Origin of the sequence: Sphingomonas sp. ACRSK, assembly GCF_022346685.1 — a bacterium.
Taxonomy (GTDB): Bacteria; Pseudomonadota; Alphaproteobacteria; order Sphingomonadales; family Sphingomonadaceae; genus Sphingomonas; species Sphingomonas molluscorum.
This window is the reverse complement of sequence record NZ_JAKRNR010000019.1, coordinates 61,120-78,128: the sequence shown is the minus strand read 5'-3', so window position 1 is coordinate 78,128 and position 17,009 is coordinate 61,120. Positions and strand designations below refer to the sequence as shown.

Here is a 17,009-nt window from a genome sequence, read left to right as displayed (position 1 = left end):
AGCATCCAATATCAGCATCCCGATCTCGCCGCCTGACACACCGCCAAGCGAACAGCCTAGACCACCGGGATGAGGGGTCCTTTTTCGACGCCGATCACCCCGCTACCGGGGTCCCTTTTCCACGCCGATCCACAGGTGTGTGTGCCGTGATGGCCGAGAACATCGTGCTCGGCTTCGTCAAGGCGTCCAAGGAGTTCAGCGAGAGCCCCTTCAAGACGCTCGGCTCGTTCCTCAAGGACATTCTGCCGAGCTTCCCCGGCATGAAGAAGGGCGACTGATGCGCACCATCATCGCGGCGTTCATCGCCCTCGCCCAGCCGCTTTCCACCCCCACCGCACGGCAGACCTACGTCTGCCGTGCATGGTAACTGACACAAGGAAGTCTTATGGCTATCGTTTTGGGCTCCCGCTCGCTCTCCCGCCTCGAAGGCGTTCACCCCGATCTCGTTCGCGTCGTCAAACGTGCAGCCGCCATGGCGGCGCGTGAGCTGGACTTTACCGTGCTGGAGGGCGTTCGCTCCGCCGAGCAGTGCTACATCAACTACGGCAAGGGTCGCACGGCGGCGCAGTGCCGCGCAGCCGGCGTGCCCGACAGGTTCGCAGCTCCCGGCGCGGCCAAGGTGACCTGGCTCAAGAACCCGCTCAACAGCAAGCACTGCAAGCAGCGGGACGGCCTCGGTCACGCTGTCGACCTCGCCCCCTACCCCATCGACTGGAACGACCTGCATCGCTTCGACGCCATGGCGAAGCTCGTCTTGGAAGCCGCCAAGATCGAAAAGGTCGCGATCCGCTGGGGTGCCGATTGGAACAGCAACGGTAAGCCGCGCGAGAAGGGCGAAACCGACAGTCCGCACTTCGAGCTGGCGCGCTGACAGGGGAAAATCAAAGGCGCTAAAAAACTCTCGACGTGATAGAATGTGTGCGTTACGACACACACAAGACATCGCGTTAGGAGTGACCAATGACCAAGCAGGCCCGCCAGACCGGGAAGCGCGCACGTCGCGATCAGCACGTTGCACCGCTTCCCGGCGATGGCCTCCAAGTTCAACCCCGCCCGCAGGCCGCCAAGAAGCCCTGGCAGCCCATCACCGATGCGCAGGCGTCCCTCAAGAACGCGCTCGACGTCTACGCCGTCACGTTCGCAATCGGCGAGTTCGGCACCGGCAAGACCTACGTTCCCGCCTGCGACGCCGCCGACAAGTTCCTGGCCGGCAAAGTCGACAAGATCATCATCACCCGCCCCGCAGTCGGTTGCGACGAGGAGCTCGGCTTCCTGCCCGGCGACCTGCTGGAGAAGATCGCGCCCTGGGCCAAACCCGTGATCGAGGTGCTGGAGGAGCGGCTGGGCGCCAGCTATGTCGAATACCTCATCAAGGTCGGCAAGATCGAGATTGCTCCCCTCGCCTTCCTGCGCGGTCGCACCTTCGCCAATGCCTATGTCATTCTCGACGAGGCGCAGAACACCACGCCCCGCCAGATGAAGCTGTTCCTGTCGCGCATCGGCGAGGGCACCACGATGGTGATCGACGGGGATCTGGAGCAGCAGGACATCGCCGGCATGTCGGGCTTGGCTGACGCGATCGAGCGTTTCCGCGGTCACCCGTCGTTCGGCTACGTCGAGTTCGGTGTCGAGGACATCGTGCGCTCCGGCATCGCCCGCGAGATCTGCTACGGCTACTCGGCGCGTTACGCCCGCATGAAGCACGCACCTGCGTTCTTCCAGGCGCGCGTGCCCCTGGCTGCCGCTGCATGACGCTGGGCGTCTTCTCGGCTGACGATCGGCTGGATGACGCGGTCCTGATGGCCGCCGTGCAGGGAGCGTTCTACGGGGCGAACCTGCCGGCGGCACGGATCGAGGGGCTGATCGCCTCGCATGTGCCTCGCAAGCACATCGCGGAGGTCGCGGACGTCTACGGCACGAAATGGTGGGACTATCGCCGCCTGTCGCCGGGCCACAGCTTCTACCTGTTCGCGCACCACCACTATAAGGCGATGAAGGTCGCCGCGGCCAAGTTTCGCTGGCACCGCGCGCAGACCGGCCGCAACGGGGCGGGCGTGGGACTCATCGGGGTCAACACCGTCCACTATACCGTCGACACGATCTGGGAGCGCGACGCGGCCCATATCAGCGGCATGTGGAACGCCATGAAAATGGCGGACGCGCTGGGCATCCCGTATGACCAGTTCAACCAGCTGGGCAACCAGGTGGCGCTCGACATGCTGTGGAAGCGGCTGCCGACACCGGCACAGCTCTACGGCGCGAAGATCGGCGCGCACATGCTCGATCGCTGGGAGACGCTCATCAAGGACCGCATGTTCACGGCGCGGCACCCGCTTTACGCCCTGGACAACTATGCGGGGCTCGATGTCCAGGACAGCTACCAGACCTGGCTGGTCGAGCGCATCGGCGAACGGCGTGACCCGACCACCGCGATCGCCACCACCGTTTTCCGCACACCGCAGCTGCCCGAGCACATCGCGCGCCAGCACTTCCCCGCCAACACGATCGACCGGGCGCGTCTTCTGGCTGCATAGTCAATGACACACACAGACGCTTGACTTCGCTCGCGGGCGCAGCGTATGTGTGCTGACACACACAAGAGGTTTCATGTCACAGTTCGACCAGGCTTTTCAGGAGCAGCTGGCCGCCCACTACCTGCGCGACGACGTGTTCGTGCAGTCGGTCGGCAGTCTCGTCTTGCCCGACTATTTCGAGAACGAGACGCTCGCGGCGCTGGTGGCGATCCAGAAGATCTACCTGGAGCGATACGGCTCGTGCTGCACCCTCAAGACCTACGTCCAAGTGATGCAGCGGCTGATCGCCGCCAAGAAGGTCAAGGTCGCGGACATGCTGGAGGCCAAGCGCCTCCTGGGCGTGGTCCACAAAGACCCGCTGTCCGATCGCCAGTTCGTGATCGACACGATCGCGGAGTTTGCCCGCAAGCAAGCGCTCACCAACGCCACGATGGGGATGGCTGACGCGCTCGACACCGACGACGACACCAAGATCGCCAAGGCTCTGGCCGCGGTCGAGGAGGCTAAGCAAGTCGGCGCCGCCGACACCGCGGCAGCCATGAACTTCAAGACGAGCCGTATCGAGCGCCAGCAGAAGCGCGCCCAGCGCGCGGCCGGCGGCTACACGAACGGCGGCATCACCACCGGCATCCCCGAGCTCGACAACCAGCTGACCCCGCACCGGGGCTGGGGTCGTAAGGAGCTCAACATCCTCATGGCGCCGCCGAAGGCTGGCAAGACGGCGGCCAAGATCACCTTCGGCCTCAACGCCGCACGCGCCGGTCACAACGTCTTCTACGCCAGCTGCGAGGTCAGCGAGGAGATTATCGGCGAGCGTGCCGACGCATGCGTGTCCGGTGTGCCGCTCAAGGAGCTGGTGAAGCGCCAAGCCGAGGTCGACAAGGCTGTCGAGCAATGGGAGCAGAACCCCGGCCTGGGCGAGTTCATCGTGCAGGCGTTCCCGATCCGCACCCTCAAGGTGTCGGAGCTCACCCGCATCCTCAAGCGCTACGAGGCGCAGGGGATCACCTTCGACCTCATCATCGTCGACTATCTCGGCATCATGCGCCCCGAGACCGTCTACACGGATAAGCGCTTCGGCCTGGCCGAGATTGGGCAGGATCTGCGTGCAATGGGCACGGTGTTCAACGCCGCAGTCCTGACGGGTTACCAGACCAACCGCACCGGCACCCAGAAGGCGCAGCGCAACGTCTCGGACGGCACGGACGCCGCGGATGATTACGAGGTGGTTCGCACGGCCGACGTGCTCATGACCATCAACCAATCCGTCGACGAACGCGCGGCCGGTGAGGTGGTCCTCTACTTCTCCGAGATGCGGAACGCCGAGAGCGGGCTACGGATGCGGTTCAATCAGAACCTCGCGTGCGCCCGTTTCATCACCGGGTTCGTGGGCTTCGATTGATGGTCCAGGACAGCGGCTACCAGAACGTCACGCCCGAAGACTTCCTCGAATACGAGGGCATCGAATACCGGCAGACATCCGGTAGCCGCGGGCGACAATTCAACATACGGGAGTGCCCCAAGTGCGGCGGTTCCAGTTGGAAGGTCTACCTGGGCGTGGACTCGGGCTACGGCAACTGCTTCCACGGCTCGTGCGACACCAAGTTCAACCTTTGGACGTTCGTCGCTGCCCACCTGGGCACCGAGGACGGTAAGACGATCGGCGCCAAGTTCGACGAGATCGCAAAGGGCGGTGGCTGGCGACCAAAGCCGCGCGCACCCAAGCCCATCGTGCCGGTAATCAGCGGCGCGCTCAAGCTACCGATGAGCTTCCCAATCCCGGACGCGAACGTGCCCTACCTCGCCGATCGCGACGTGTCGGTCGAGATCGCGCGCCAGTTCGAGCTGCGCATGTGTCAGGACGGCGCGTTCTTCTACAAGGATGAGGACGGTAACGACCGACGCAAGGTGTTCTCCGGCCGCATCATCATCCCAATCCGCGACCTCAACGGCCAGCTGGTCACCTTCCAGGGGCGCGACATCACCGGGCAGTCCGAGACCAAGTATCTGTTCCCGCCGCGGCTCCCGTCGACGGCGCGCTACATATACAATGGTCACCGGGCCAAGGTAGAGGGTTGGAGCCATGCGGTTATGGGCGAAGGTGCCTTCGACGTCATGTCGACCCAAGCGGCGATCGACGGCGATCGCAACTGGCGGGGCATCGGCGCTATCGGCTCCTTCGGTAAGAACCTGACCCTCGACGTCGATCCGGATATGCCCACGCAGCTCCAGGCGCTGATGGAGCTCAAGGCCGCCGGCCTCCAGATCATCACGATCCTGTGGGACGGGGAGAAGTCGGCCCTCGCGAGCGCGGTCAAGGCAGCCGAGAAGCTCACGGGCTACGGCTTCACCGTTCGCATTGGCTTCCTGCCGCGCGGCAAAGACCCCGCCGAAGTCGCGCCGGAGATCGTCCGCAAAGCAATCGAACGCGCCCTGCCCTACAGCCGCTCGCTTGGCATCAAGATCAAGCTCCGCAACCCCTATGGGTGATCTCGTCAGCAGAGCGCGAATCGCTATCTAGGCGCCGGGCGATGTGTGTCGATCTTCATAATGCGCACCAGTCCAAAAGACCCTTGTGCGTGACGACACATTATTCACGCCATGCTCAACCCACCGTGAAAACGTCACTTTATGACACATGTTCTTGTTCCGTTCTCACAAGGAGCGGTTCCGCATGTGTTAGTCTCGCTTGACTTGATATCGCGTGACGCTACTCAAGTGTGTGTCGTAACAAGAGCGTGAGCATAGCAAACGTGAAAGAGAGAAGGAGTTAATCTGATGGCCGGTGCAGCGGCAGTAGTAGACCTCAACAATGCAGCGGGCGACTATCCGTTCGGGAATAGTCAGGCAACGCGCATGCTCCAGGCAGGCCTGGAGGCAGTTGAGAAGGACAAGGGCTGGTCGCAGCGTCAGGTCGCCAAGATGCTCAACTACAAGACGTCCGTCGTCTTGTCCCACATGGCTCTTGGCCGGGTTCCCATCCCGATCGACCGCGCTCTCGACTTTGCCCGGCTTCTCAAGATGCCGGCAGGCGAGTTTTTGATGGCGGTGCTTGAGCAGCGCTACCCTGGCATCGACTGGCCGCGCCACCTGGCCGGCATGTCGAAGAAGCCCAGCTCGAAGGCGGCCGAGAGCTACGTCACGTCAGAGCTTGAAGCTCTGGCGGGCACGGAGCTCGACAGCTTGCCGCAGCAGGTGGTGAACGTCCTGCGTGACGTCGTCGCCGACCGCAACGCGCCACGCCGCTGGATGGCCCTTCATGAGGTGCCGATCGTCGAGGTTCTGCGCGAGCACCATCCGCACGGCCTCTCGCCAGCCAAGCGCAAGGAGCTGGACGAGTTCATCGCCAAGCTGTGAGTGGATGCCGGGCGACCATGTGTCGCCCGACACTCATTCAGTCTGTAGCAACCAACACATTTGTAAGCCGTTACCCTTGCAATGTTGGAAATCAGATGTTCTACATCTGTTCCTAACGAGTCAGGGGTGTCGCGTGTGTCGAATGTTGTTCAGTTCCCTACGTCTTACGAGCCTTCGCACGTTCGTCGTGTGGAGCCGATCAGTTTGGAGATTTTCGTTGCCGCGGATGAGGCGCGAGCATGGACGTCGCGCCATTTCATCAATGGCATGACCCTCCTCCAGAGCGCCAAGGGCATGCTCATCTGCGACGCGGACGCGCGCTGCACGGCGGTCTATTACGCGGACGTGGGCGTCGACGAGCAGCTGGCGGCGATCACGGCTGCGATCGCGTAAGCCAACAATGGAAGCGCGAAAGCCACTAGACCGGCGCGCGCTTTCTTTTTATCTCGCGTGCATAGTAACTGACACACACAGATAAGAACGAGGAGCACCATGAGCGCACCGGCAGCATTGAAGGCGGTTTCACACCGCGACAGCCTCGCGAAGACCGTCCGCCTGCTGACGCGCGACGGGATCACCGTACAGTTCCGCGGTCACCAGCCGCACGTCGCGACCAAGGGTAACAAGGCTATCCGCCTGGTGCTTCCCGAGCTGAACGATAGCGCATCGCCCGAGCTGATCGAGGCGATCCATGGTTACCTCGATCACGAGGTCGGCCACATCTTCTACACGCCCTTCGCGCGCGCCACGAAGGCCGGCACGGTCGATCCGAAGGCCCCTGCCCTCATCAACATCGTCGAGGACATTCGGCTGGAGAAGCTGCTGCCGCGCGGGAACGACAAGGTGCAGGCTATGCCCGGCACCAAGGAGAACCTGGAGCGGATGTATGAGAAGTTCATCCCCACCATGGTTCACCCGGCAACGTCCGCGATGGTTGCGACCGGCAACCCGTCCAAGATGTTCGCGGGCGTGATGGTGCCCGCGCTGCGCGCGCTCGCCGGCCAGAAGGCGTTCCAGGAATACATGGACGCGAACAGCTACTGGCCGCACTTCATGCCGTTGCTCTCCAAGATGCCCGACCTGTCGCGGCGCTTGAAGGCGATGGAGACGTTCGACGACGTTGAGGAGATCGTGCTCGACATCCTGGAAGCGCTCAAGCCGCCCGCGCCCGAGAAGAAGGACGAGCCCGAGAACGACGTCACGCCCCCGCAGATGCCCCAGGACAGCGATTGCAGCGGTGACGGGGACAGCGACAGCCAAGACGACGATGATGTGTCTGACGGGGCTGATACGGGCTCTGACGACGAGGGTGACGCTGACGACGAGGGTGACGCTGACGACGAGGGTGCGGCCGGCGGCGATGACGAAGACGGTGGCGAAGGTCACGGCAACGGCAACGGCACCGACGATGGTGAGGGCGACGACGAGGACACCAGCTGCTCGGGCGAAGGTGAAGGCCGCGAGGACGAAGGTCCCAGCTCCCACAACGTCGGTGACGAGCCCAATTTCGATGATGCCAAGCCGAAGGGCGGCGACGAGGACCAGGGCGAGGCCGACGAGAAGGCCAAGCCTGGCGCTGATGGAAAGAGCAACCGGACCTTCACGGACGCGATGAAAGAGCTCGATCCCGCGCAACGTCGCGCTCTGTTCATGTATAAGAATCGCAAGCAATCGGTCGCGCAAATCGCAACCGATATGAAGAAAACCGAGGACGAAGTTCTCGACCTTCTCCGCAATGGTCGGCGTCGGTTGAGCGAACTGATGAAGGGGGCGCGAGCATGATCTTCAATCTTTCTTTCGACGAGGCGGCGGACATCATCGACGTCTACGGACCCGATGAAGTCTTCTGGCCGACTGCGGAGGCGCCAGCTCTCAAGCGCCTGCTCGCCAACGACGAGGAGTTCCGCGAGTATGTCGAGGACGCCAAGTGGCTGGAGGAGATGCTCGCCAACTGGACGCACGGTGACGACGGCGCCACGATTGACTTCGACGACGACGACTTCCAGCCTGGCGCGACACCCCCGCCGCCGCAGGGCGATCGCGACGATGAGATCGAGCCCCAAGATCCGACCGACATCGGCGAGGACGGCATCGGCTTCGCCAGCGAAGGCGAAGGCGACGACCGTGACTCGCAGCGTCAGGGCGCCGGCGGCGCTGGCAGCGACGAGAAGCTCGGCGAGGAAGAAAAGCCGGTCATCATCGACCTGGACCCGGACGACATCAAGGACGTCGACGGCCTGCTGGAGGACTTCATCCGCCAGCAGATGCAGAACGCCGATCCGACCGAGTTCCGCGTTTTCACCCGCGACTATGACGAGCTGGTGGACATCAAGATCCCTGACCACGTCAGCCTTGAGCAGATCGACCAGAAGGTCGCCCAGACCACAGGTCCGCTCCAGAAGGATCTCCGTCGCCTGATTGCCGCGCGCAGCCAGGTGAAGCGCATCCCTGGGATGCGTTCGGGCCGCCTCCACGCGCCGAACCTGCACCGCATCATGGCCGGCGATGACCGCGTGTTCACGCGCCGCCAGGAAGCGGAGAGCCTCGACACGGCGATCTCCCTGCTGATCGACTGCTCCGGCTCGATGTCGGGCGAACGAACCGTGCTGGCCGTCGAAACCGCGTATGCGCTGGGCTCGGTGCTCGCAAAGCTCGGCATCTCCTTCGAGTGCCTGGGCTTCACCGATCGTTATAACGACCCGCGCGTCGCCAACCGCGAATACATTCAGCAGGTGCAGGAGGCCGATGCGGTCGCCAAGATCATTCGCGCCGTGCCGATCATCATGCCCAAGTTCAAGACGTTCGAGGAGCGCTGGACCATCCCGGTGCAGAAGCGCTTCGGCCACGTTCACAATATGGACGGCCACTCGGACCAGTGCGGCTATTCGATGGGGTCAACGCCGGAGGGCTGCGGGCTCGAGTTCGCGGCGCGGCGCCTGCTCGCCCGCAAGGAGAAGCGCAAGATCCTCATCTCCATGACGGACGGAGAGCCAGGCGGCCACGTCTACAACCCGCGCGGCATGTCCGATTACATGGCCTACCAGACGCAGTCCGTGCAGATGGTCAAGTCGATCGAGGCCGCGGGCGTCGACCTCGTCGGTGTGGGCATCCAGCACAACGGCCCCGCCGGCTACTATTCCAACCACATGTGCATCCAGAAGATCGAGGACATGCCCAAGCAGCTGCTCGGTCTTCTCAAGAAGTTCATCGTGGGCAAGTGAGCTTGTGTTGAGCGCCACACACATTCCCTATTGCACGAATCGTTGTGCATGGTAACTGACACACACTAACCGCGCAGAGACGCACAACGAGGAGCGAAACGATATGAGCACGTCGACCGCCGCCAAGACCACCACCGCCGCCGCCTTCGACCCGAAGGCGAAGATCAAGTGCATGATCTGCGGCGCCGAGGAGCACTACATCAAGAAGCACTTGGCGACCGCGCACCCCGGCACCTCGATCGAGGACTATCAGCGCAGCTACCCCGACGCGCCGCTCATGAGCGAGGCGTTCGCAGACGCCGCTCGTAAGAAGGGCCAGCAGAACAAGGCCGAGGAGCAGCAGATGCAGCAGATGGTGGCGAAGATCGTCCCGTTCTCCAGGCCCGGCACGAGCATCAAGAAGCCGATGCACGAGGTCTTCGAGCTCCCGCTCACCGACGAGCTCCTCTCGCCGGCTCGCCGTGGTCAGCAGAAGGGCGACCCCATCCAGATCGAGGTCATGGAGAACCTGGACCCGGTCGACCAGGAGGCCGTGCCCGACATCGACGACAGCTACGTCTTCCGCCCGGAGGAGATCAAGGACGTCGTCATGGCGATCCAGCTGAACATGCCGCTGCTGGTCTGGGGTATGCACGGCACCGGCAAGACGTCCCAGGTGGAGCAGGCTTGCGCTCGCACGAACCGCCCCTGGGTGCGCGTCCAGCACACCGACACGACCGAGGAGGCGCACATCATCGGGCAGATGGTGGTTCGCAACGGCGGCACCGAGTTCGACTTCGGCCCGCTGGCCGAGGCCATGATGCGCGGCTGGGTCTACGTCGCCGACGAATACGATTTCGCGCACCCTGCGGTGATCGCGGTCTACCAGCCGATCCTCGAAGGCAAGGCGCTCTACATCAAGGAAGCGCCGGCCGGTCAGCGCCTCATCAAGCCGCATCCGAACTTCCGCTTCATCGCGACGGGCAACACCAACGGTTCGGGCGACGACACGGGGCTATACTCGGGCACCAAGATCGGTAACGCCGCCGCCTACTCGCGTTTCGGTGTCACCATTCAGGTCCACTATCCCGAGCCCAAGACCGAGGTCTCGATCCTGCGCCAGCGCATCGGTGTGTCGCAGGACGTGGCCGAGAAGCTGGTCGACTTCGCCGGCCGCGTCCGTCAGATGTACGGTAACGGCGAGCTCTCGCTGCCGATCTCGCCCCGCGAGCTGATCCGCGCAGCGATGATCGGCATGGTCAAGGGTGGCGCGTTCCGCAAGGGCATCGAGCTCTCCTACAGCAACCGTCTGGACAACACCCAGAGCGAAGCTGTCCGCCAGACCGCGCAGCGGATCTTCGGGTAACCCTCTCCTGTCGAAGGCGCTCACCTTCGACTCCTCCCCTGTGGGTGGTGCGCGTCACCACCCACCTTTTTGTTTCCCCTGACCCGCGAGTTTGTGTTAAGTGACACACATGCAGCCCCTTGGATGTTTCGGATCGTCGCTTGCGTTCGCGCCCGCCTCGACCACCTGTGGCAGCTGCACCGCGCGCGCTGACTGCGAGAGCCTGGTGGAGAACCGCCGCCCGCTGATGCTGCGCCTCCTCGAAAAGTTCAACGACGCGCAAGGGAAGTCGATGAGCCTCCCTTGGCTGACCAAGGCGGAGCGCAAGGAACGCCGTGATGCACAGCGCGCTGCCGATCGGGCAGAAGACGCCGCAGGCACCTTCGGTGACGCCGAGGCCGTCATGGAATTGAAGGCGGGCCTCGACAAGCGCGCGCACCCGCTGATCGACCGCTTCATCCTCATGCGAACCAATCCGAAGATCGCCTCCCTTGAAGTCGTGGGCGGCGTCTCTCGCGTCATGTCAGCGGTTCTAGCAGCGCTTCGCGAGCGACCGCACACCATGCGCGAGCTAACCGCGCGCGTCGCGTCACAATGCGCTGTGACCGCGTCTAGCGCGCAACGCGACACCTACGCGACCGTCTCAATTCTCACCGCATGTGAGCGCGTCACGCGCAGCGGTAAAACCTTGGAGCTTGCATGATCCACCCTCTGCTCGGTGTGCGCACCGACTTCTCCCTTGGCGAGTCCATCCTGGGCATCGACGACCTCCCGGCTGTTGCCGAGAAGGCGGGCGCCGACGTCGTCGGCATCTGTGACACCATGACCATCTCCTCCGTCGTCGAGGCGACCAAGAAGCTGGGCAAGCTCGACAAGCGCCTGCTGGCCGGCGTGCGCGTCCGCGTCATCATGACCGACGACGCCGATCGCGACAAATCCGACCGCGAGGAGGCATGCTTCATCAAGCTGTTCCCCACGAACGATGCAGGCATGCAGTCGATCTACCGGCTGCTGACCCGCGGGTTCGACCGCGACCGCTTCTATTTCGTCCCGCGCGTGACCTGGGAAGACCTCACGACCACGCTCGACGACGACTGTCTCGTCATCACCACAGGTGACCTAGAGAGCGTCGCACAGCGCGAGGACATGCTCACCGCGTTGTCTGACCTTGCGCAGCGCGTGCGCTTCGTCGCGCGCTTCTATGAGCTGATCGCGAGCGACACGCCATACTTCTCGCGCCAGAACTATCGCGCGATCGAGTGGGCGCTGCTCAACAACTGCTTTGGCACAATCCCGACCTGGGAGCCGCTGGTGACCGCGCCGGCGTTCTGGCTCGACCACGATGACGAGGCCTACAGCTGCAACGCGGGCATCGCCGAGCGGCGCCCCTACAGTGACTATCTACGCCCGGTGCCGCGCTACCAGCCGCACACGGTCAAGGAGCTCGCCACCGCTACCGTCGCGGCCGCCGACGCCGTGGGCACGCGCTATGACCGCAACCACGGCGCGATCTTCAAGCAAGGGCTGATGAACACCGACCGCCTGGTCCAGCTCTGCACCTATGAGTGGAGGAAGCTCGACCCTTCCCTGCCCTCGCTCGCCGCCGATCCCGACGAGGAGCTCAAGCGGCTGTGCAAGGAAGGCTGGGCACAGCGCTTCACCTCGCCCATCTTCGCGCACCAGCCGAGCCCGGTCGAGCTCAAGGCGGAATACCTGCCGCGACTCCAGTTCGAGCTGGACACGCTCAAGCGCCTGGGCTTCGCACCCTACTTCCTGCTCGTCTCCGATCTCGTGCGCTGGTCCAAGAGCCAGAACATCTACGTCGGACCCGGTCGCGGCTCGGTCGGCGGCAGCCTGGTCGCGTATCTCGTCGGTATCACCGACTGCGATCCGATCCGCTTCAAGCTGCTGTTCGAGCGTTTCATCAACCCTGACCGCCTCGATCTTCCCGACGCCGACCTCGACTTCATGTCGACGCGCCGCGAGGAGGTGATCGCCTACCTGGCCGAACGCTACGGTTCCGATCGCGTCGCCGGCATCGTCAACTACAACACCATGGGAGCGCGCGGTGCGATCCGCGACGTGGCGCGCATCTACGGGCTCACCCAGGATCAGCTGGGCGCCACCAAATACATCGGCGACACCCACGGCGTTTCGGCCAGCCTCCAGGAGGCATACGAGACCACGCACGAGGTTCAGCAGTTTGCCCAGCAGCAGCCCCACGTCTGGGAGAAGGCGATCAAGCTCGAAGGCAAGATGCGCGCCTATGGCACGCACGCCGGTGGCGTCGTCGTCGCTGGTGAGCCGCTGACCAAGCGAGCGGTCGTCGAGAAGCGCGGCGACGCGCGCGTCATCAATTGGGACAAGCGCGTGTCCGAGGAACAGGGCCTCATCAAGCTCGACGTGCTGGGCCTCTCCACGCTCGACATGTTCGACCAGGCTATCAAGCTGATCTTCCATCGCCGGTCCTCCCGCCTCGACATCAACAAACTGCCACTCGACGACGAGGAGACGCTGGCGATCTTCTCGACCGCCAAGACGGCCGGCGTGTTCCAGTTTGAGGGCGGCTCGGTGCGCCGGCTGTTGAAGGAGATGGCGAAGACGAGCGCGCTGACGTTCGAGGATCTCGTCGCCCTCAACGCGCTCAACCGACCCGGCCCGCTCGATGCGGGCATCACCGAGGCCTACGTCCGCCGCCGCGCGGGCACCGAGAGCGTCACCTATCCCCACCCCGCCACGGAGCCGGTGCTCGGCGATACCTATGGTGTTCTCTGTTATCAAGAACAGGTGATGCAAGTAGCGCGCGTGTTGTGCGGTTTTACGCCTGGTGAGGCTGATGTGCTTCGCAAGGCAATGGGTAAGAAAGATCCGCAGATGATGGCGGAGCAGCGCGCGAAGTTCGTGGACGGAGCTGTCGCAGGGCATGTTGAGGTTACGCTCGACACCGGCGAGGTTCGTCGCGTCCACAGAAAAGAGCCGCTTCGCGTTCTGGAAAATGATAAACTCTGGACGATTGATGAAGTCGTTCAGAAGGGATTATCACTTGCTTGAAGAATGGAGACCGATTCCTCGTTATTCTGGTTATGAGGCGTCGTCGCTGGGGCGCGTAAGGTCCGTCGACAGGGTCGTAGTAGATCGCAATGGGCGTCGTATTCGACGTAAGGGTCAAGTTCTCAGGCCCTACTTCGATGAGCGCACATCCCCTTATGGGTGCTTCGCTGCCGGCGATAAAACCTGCAAAGTGCATGTGGCTGTTACGCTCGCCTTCCATGGTGAGCCGCCAGAAGGGAAGCCTTACGCTTGTCATGGCGACGGAGACACAATGAATAATGTGCCTTCAAATCTGCGGTGGGGCTCTGCGCAGGAGAACCAGCTCGATCGCCATAATCACGCGACAACAACCCAGGGCGAAGCCCACCCGCACGCCAAGCTCACAGAAGATAACATCATCGACATCATCGGACGCCTTGCGACCGGAGAGAGTCAGCGTTCGATTGGCGCCGCCTTCGGTGTGTCGCAATCCCAAATCAGCAACATCAAAACAGGAGCACGCTGGGCGCATGTCCAACATTGTCAACGTAAAGCAGCTTAGCGATGGTATGCCCCAGAACGACGCCGATCGCCTGTTCACCGACATCGAAGGCTTCGCCGGCTACGCCTTCAACCGCAGCCACGCGGTCGAATATACCCTGATTGCCTATCAGGCGGCATATCTAAAGGCTCATCATTTGGTGGAGTTCTACACCGCCAGCATGGGCATCGCCGATACCGACAAGCTGTCCGTGATCGTCAAGCAAGCGGCCAAGGACGGCATCCGGGTCATCCCGCCGGACGTCAACATCTCCACCAACCGCTTCGAGCCGCTGAACGACAATATCATCATCGCGCCCCTATCCGCGGTGAAGAACGTGTCGGACAAGGGCGCGCACGCGATCATCGACGCGCGCACCAGCCCCAAGCCCGTCGTGGTCGAGACCACCTCGGGGCGCGGCAAGAACAAGGTGACCACCACGGAGACGTTCGGGCCTGGCCGGTTCGTCAGCATGGAGGACTTCAAGGCCCGCGTGCCCGCGCGAGCGGTCAACAGCAAGGCGATCGACCACCTGGACCGGGTCGGTGCGTTCGCGCGGGTCGTGCCGGGCCAGCCGCGATCGACTGACCCTTGTCGACAGCGCGACCAGATTGAGCTGATGCCCGCGATCAGCGACCAGGGCGTCGCCGCCACGCGCGACATCCCCGTGGACGATCTCATGGGCGACACGATCGTCGGGATCGTCGAGGACATGATGCAGGACCTCGGCGAGACCGCGGTGCCGTGTCACCTTGGCCGCGCGCCCAAGATGATGTTCATCCTCGACGCGCCCTTCAACGACTATGAGGAGCTCAAGAGCCAGTTCTCCTACGTCAACTATGTGGCGCCGAGCCTGCACGAGGCGGGCTTGTCGATCGACGATGCCGTGTGGAGCTGGGTGCTGCGCCGGCCGCTCAAGAAGGGCGAACGTGACCTTCCCGCCGCGGAGGTCGCTCGGTCCCTGCCCTACCTCCAGCGCGAGATCACGGCGATGAAGCCGCCGGTCATCGTGCTGCTCGGCCCGCAAGCGATCAAGACGTTCTTCCCGGACATCAAGGGGCTGGCGGACCATATCGGCCGCAAGACCTACTCGGCGGACATGGATGCGACGATCATCATCGGGTTCAAGCCGACGCAGCTCTACCATGACGCCGAGAAGCGCGAGGTGCTGACGAAAGTTTTCTCCGAAGCCAAAGCCCTGATCGAAGATAGCTATTGACCTCCCGAGTGTGTGCGTTACAACACACACATCAGCAGAGAGAACGAAATGCAGCTGGACACATTCATCGACGTTGAGAAGTTCACCGCAGAGGTGGAAGAAGGTCTGGACGACATCACCGAGGCGATGCGCACCCAGACCGCCCGCGCGGCCTGGTATGGCATCTGCCACGCCAAGGCGAAGCGCCAGAAGAACAAGGTGGAGCTCCTGGTCAAGGCGGTGAACGCCAAGCTGACCAAGAAATATCGCAAGGAGCTCACCGACGCCGCGAACGAGGAGGCCGAGGCGACGGGCAAGAAGCCCGTGTCTGTCACGGTCGATATGGTCGCCGCGCACGTTGCCCTGGACGCCGACGCCCTCAAGTGGGCGCAGGTTCAGCTGGAAGCTGACGAGATCGAGGGCGTGTGCCGGGTCGCGATGGACGCGTTCCGCACCCGCAGTTCCATGATCGTCTCGCTGGGCAACCTGACCCGCGACCAGCTCAAGACGAACACCGTGATCCAATCCGCTCGCGATGCAGCCGGCGGGTATAAACAGCGCCGCGCCGATCGCGACAGCAGCCGCGCCCGGCGACCAGGGCAGGAGGCCGAAGCGACCGAGTAACCCAGCACGAAGCCACGCGACAGGTGTGTCTCGCGTGCATAGTAACTGACACACACGCATAACAGATAGCGAAGCAGAGACAGGAGTTTTTCAGATGGGTGCAATGACTACCCGTGAGCGCATCGCCGCGATGCGTGCCGGTATCGCGCAGAACCGCAGCAAGGGCCTGCGTCCCTACAAGTTCAAGGGCGGCACGACCTCGTTCCGCATCCTGCCGGCCGCCGACACCAAGGACACGCCGACCAACTCGGGCGCGTTCGATCGCCGTTACGGCAAGACCTACCTCAAGTCCTTCGACGGCCAGAACTTCTTCGGAATCGGCGACCGTGACATCACCTACGGTGAGACGGACCCGATCAAGGAGCTGATCTTCGACGCCATGCGCCAGGCGCCGGACAACGAGACCAAGGAGCACTACCGCAAGATGCTCGCGTCGCCGCGGCACATCTTCTGCGCGCTGATCCTGGACGACAAGGACCAGCCGGCGACCGACCCGGTGCTGATCGAGGTATCCGAGGGCGCCTTCGACGGAATCCTGTCGCAGTTCGAGGCCTGGACCGAGGCCGACGAGGACTATGATCTCGCCAGCCTGGAGAACGGCCACGTCTTCAAGTGCGAGAAGACCGGCAGCGGGCTCGACACGAAATACACGTTCACGGTGACGCCGAAGAAGGCGAAGCTGAACCCGGCGATCCTCGACAAGGTGATCGACCTAGATGCGTGGATCGCGTCGCAGTTCGAGGGCCTCGAAACCAAGGCGCTCGAGTTCCTGGGTCGCCTGAACGGTGCGGCCGGCATCGCGCTCAACGCGCAGCTCGCAGCGTCGGCGGCAACCCCGCGCATCGCACAGAGCTCCAGCACCACCGCAGCGGCGAACGCGGCAGCGGCGAAGGGCACCAGCGCGGTGACCAGCGTGATCGAGGAGGAGGACGACGCGACGCCACCGTTCGACACCGACACGACTATCGAGGACGCGGTGTTCGAGGACGCGGATCTGGCCGACGCGGTCGCGGATGTGACCCCCGAGCCCGAGCCCGCCCCGGCCAAGCCGGCGGCCGCCAAGCCCGCCGCTGCGAAGCCCGCGCCGGCCGCGACCGTGCCGGCGGACAGCAACGAGATCGACGACATCCTCGCCGGCCTCGAATGACCGAAGGTGCCTGGGGCCGCGCGCCCCAGGTGA

The 17,009-nt window shown here is 63.4% G+C and carries 17 protein-coding genes; all 17 read left to right on the top strand.

Going from position 1 to position 17,009, the window contains the following annotated elements:
* Positions 1-149: 149 nt before the first annotated feature.
* The 17 genes from MHZ35_RS18065 (at position 150) to MHZ35_RS11790 (ending at position 16,976) form a co-directional block, all read left to right on the top strand.
* Positions 150-278: a hypothetical protein gene (locus tag MHZ35_RS18065; RefSeq protein WP_274615893.1), complete on the top strand. Its 129-nt coding sequence runs from the start codon at positions 150-152 to the stop codon at positions 276-278.
* Positions 279-385: 107 nt separating this feature from the next.
* Complete coding sequence (locus tag MHZ35_RS11860; RefSeq protein ID WP_239435829.1) at positions 386-871, top strand: M15 family metallopeptidase; 486 nt, start codon at positions 386-388, stop codon at positions 869-871.
* A gap of 89 nt (positions 872-960) precedes the next feature.
* Entirely contained in the window at positions 961-1,752 is a 792-nt protein-coding gene (locus tag MHZ35_RS11855) for a PhoH family protein (protein ID WP_239435827.1), read from the top strand.
* On the top strand, positions 1,749-2,534 hold the full coding sequence (locus MHZ35_RS11850; protein WP_239435826.1) for a hypothetical protein: 786 nt from the start codon (positions 1,749-1,751) through the stop codon (positions 2,532-2,534). The genes MHZ35_RS11855 and MHZ35_RS11850 overlap by 4 nt, the downstream gene beginning before the upstream one ends.
* Positions 2,535-2,607: 73 nt before the next feature.
* The gene (locus tag MHZ35_RS11845; RefSeq protein WP_239435824.1) at positions 2,608-3,936 is read left to right on the top strand and encodes a DnaB-like helicase C-terminal domain-containing protein; all 1,329 of its coding nucleotides are present in this window, start codon (positions 2,608-2,610) and stop codon (positions 3,934-3,936) included.
* Positions 3,936-5,024: a hypothetical protein gene (locus MHZ35_RS11840; RefSeq protein ID WP_239435822.1), complete on the top strand. Its 1,089-nt coding sequence runs from the start codon at positions 3,936-3,938 to the stop codon at positions 5,022-5,024. Before MHZ35_RS11845 ends, MHZ35_RS11840 begins: the two co-directional genes overlap by 1 nt.
* Positions 5,025-5,312: 288 nt before the next feature.
* On the top strand, positions 5,313-5,891 hold the full coding sequence (locus MHZ35_RS11835) for a helix-turn-helix domain-containing protein (protein WP_239435821.1): 579 nt from the start codon (positions 5,313-5,315) through the stop codon (positions 5,889-5,891).
* A 267-nt stretch (positions 5,892-6,158) separates the two neighbouring features.
* On the top strand, positions 6,159-6,284 hold the full coding sequence (locus MHZ35_RS18060; protein WP_274615892.1) for a hypothetical protein: 126 nt from the start codon (positions 6,159-6,161) through the stop codon (positions 6,282-6,284).
* A 99-nt stretch (positions 6,285-6,383) separates the two neighbouring features.
* Entirely contained in the window at positions 6,384-7,673 is a 1,290-nt protein-coding gene (locus MHZ35_RS11830) for a hypothetical protein (RefSeq protein ID WP_239435819.1), read from the top strand.
* On the top strand, positions 7,670-9,112 hold the full coding sequence (locus MHZ35_RS11825; protein ID WP_239435818.1) for a cobaltochelatase CobT-related protein: 1,443 nt from the start codon (positions 7,670-7,672) through the stop codon (positions 9,110-9,112). The genes MHZ35_RS11830 and MHZ35_RS11825 overlap by 4 nt, the downstream gene beginning before the upstream one ends.
* Positions 9,113-9,215: 103 nt before the next feature.
* The gene (locus MHZ35_RS11820) at positions 9,216-10,457 is read left to right on the top strand and encodes an AAA family ATPase (protein WP_239435816.1); all 1,242 of its coding nucleotides are present in this window, start codon (positions 9,216-9,218) and stop codon (positions 10,455-10,457) included.
* A 205-nt stretch (positions 10,458-10,662) separates the two neighbouring features.
* Complete coding sequence (locus MHZ35_RS11815) at positions 10,663-11,139, top strand: hypothetical protein (protein ID WP_239435814.1); 477 nt, start codon at positions 10,663-10,665, stop codon at positions 11,137-11,139.
* Positions 11,136-13,487 carry a DNA polymerase III subunit alpha gene (gene dnaE, locus MHZ35_RS11810; protein WP_239435813.1) on the top strand — a complete coding sequence of 784 codons (2,352 nt, stop codon included), beginning with the start codon at positions 11,136-11,138 and terminating at the stop codon, positions 13,485-13,487. Before MHZ35_RS11815 ends, dnaE begins: the two co-directional genes overlap by 4 nt.
* A complete protein-coding gene (locus MHZ35_RS18055) occupies positions 13,432-14,028 on the top strand; it encodes an HNH endonuclease signature motif containing protein (RefSeq protein WP_342453523.1) in 597 nt (198 codons plus the stop codon). The genes dnaE and MHZ35_RS18055 overlap by 56 nt, the downstream gene beginning before the upstream one ends.
* Entirely contained in the window at positions 13,997-15,226 is a 1,230-nt protein-coding gene (locus MHZ35_RS11800) for a helix-hairpin-helix domain-containing protein (RefSeq protein WP_239435810.1), read from the top strand. The genes MHZ35_RS18055 and MHZ35_RS11800 overlap by 32 nt, the downstream gene beginning before the upstream one ends.
* Positions 15,227-15,274: 48 nt before the next feature.
* Positions 15,275-15,829 (top strand): hypothetical protein, encoded by a 555-nt coding sequence (locus MHZ35_RS11795; protein ID WP_239435808.1) that lies wholly within the window; start codon positions 15,275-15,277, stop codon positions 15,827-15,829.
* A gap of 94 nt (positions 15,830-15,923) precedes the next feature.
* Positions 15,924-16,976, top strand: coding sequence for a hypothetical protein (locus tag MHZ35_RS11790; RefSeq protein WP_239435806.1), 1,053 nt, complete (start codon positions 15,924-15,926; stop codon positions 16,974-16,976).
* Positions 16,977-17,009 lie beyond the last annotated feature (33 nt).